This is a genomic window from Acidovorax facilis, assembly GCF_023913775.1.
Classification (GTDB): domain Bacteria; phylum Pseudomonadota; class Gammaproteobacteria; order Burkholderiales; family Burkholderiaceae_C; genus Acidovorax; species Acidovorax facilis.
This window is the reverse complement of the sequence record NZ_JAMXAX010000302.1, coordinates 1-1,125: the sequence shown is the minus strand read 5'-3', so window position 1 is coordinate 1,125 and position 1,125 is coordinate 1. Positions and strand designations below refer to the sequence as shown.

Here is a 1,125-nt window from a genome sequence, read left to right as displayed (position 1 = left end):
CTATAGACCAGGCATGATTTATTCATGAACTTGTATTGATTTCATGACTCCAAAGTTCATGGAAAAAGAAGATGCACGCAAGCAGTCGCGGGAAGTACTGCATGAGCGTCGCAAGCAGGTCATCCGCTTGCATCGAAAAGGTGTTGGCGTGATGCAGATCGTTGAGCAAACTGGGCTCAGTTGGTCTGGGGTCAACACTGCACTGCGCCTGTTCGAGCAAGGCGGGGCGGCTGCACTCAAGCCTAACGCCAGGGGAAAGAAGCTGGGCAGTGGACGCAGCCTGAGCGCTGAGCAAGAGCGCGTCATTCGAATGACCATCATCGACAAGCGCCCAGAGCAGATCAAGATGGAGTTCGCCCTTTGGAGTCGGCCCGCAGTGCGCGAACTCATCGAACGCGACCTGGGGCTCAAGCTATCCGTGCGGGCGGTGGGCGACTATCTGGCGCGCTGGGGTTTTACGCCGCAAAAGCCGATCAAAAAAGCCTACGAGCAGAGGCCTGAGGCCGTCCAGGCCTGGCTCGAAGATGAATACCCCGCCATCGAGGCCAGGGCCAAGCGTGAAGGCGCAGAGATCCATTGGGGTGATGAAACGGCCTTGGTCAACACAGATGTGCGTGGCAGAAGTTATGCACCAGCAGGCCAGACGCCGGTGACGCGGGCAGTGGGTGGCACACGGCAAAAACTCTCCATGATTGCCACCGTCACAAACCAGGGCAAAACGCGCTGGATGATCATTGACGAGGCGTTCAATTCAGACAAACTGATCGAGTTCATGCAGGCCTTGATCAAGGAGTCACAGGGCAAGAAGATATTCCTGATTCTGGACAACCTGAGGGTGCACCACAGCAAGCCTGTCAAGGAGTGGTCGGCCCAGCGCAAAGAGGACATTGAGTTGTTCTACCTGCCCAGCTATAGCCCCGAACTCAACCCAGAGGAGCGGCTCAATGCCGATTTGAAGCATGCGATTGGCAGCAAGGTTCCGGTGCGAACCAAGGCCAAGCTGCGCGCGGCGGCGACAGAACACATGACGATGTTGGAGAACACGCCAGAGCGGGTCCGGAAGTACTTTGGCGACAAGCATGTCGCCTATGCGGCCTCATGAATAATTCCCGCCGGATCAATAAT

Annotated in this window: 1 protein-coding gene; it reads left to right on the top strand. The window is 56.5% G+C overall.

Going from position 1 to position 1,125, the window contains the following annotated elements:
• The first annotated feature begins 58 nt into the window (after positions 1-58).
• Complete coding sequence (locus tag NFX52_RS30305) at positions 59-1,102, top strand: IS630 family transposase (RefSeq protein WP_012435376.1); 1,044 nt, start codon at positions 59-61, stop codon at positions 1,100-1,102.
• The last annotated feature ends 23 nt before the right edge of the window (positions 1,103-1,125 follow it).

Excerpts from the sequence above, each read along its gene's own strand:
- NFX52_RS30305 (WP_012435376.1), top strand. The coding sequence starts at position 59 with ATGGAAAAAGAAGATGCACGCAAGCAGTCGCGGGAAGTACTGCATGAG.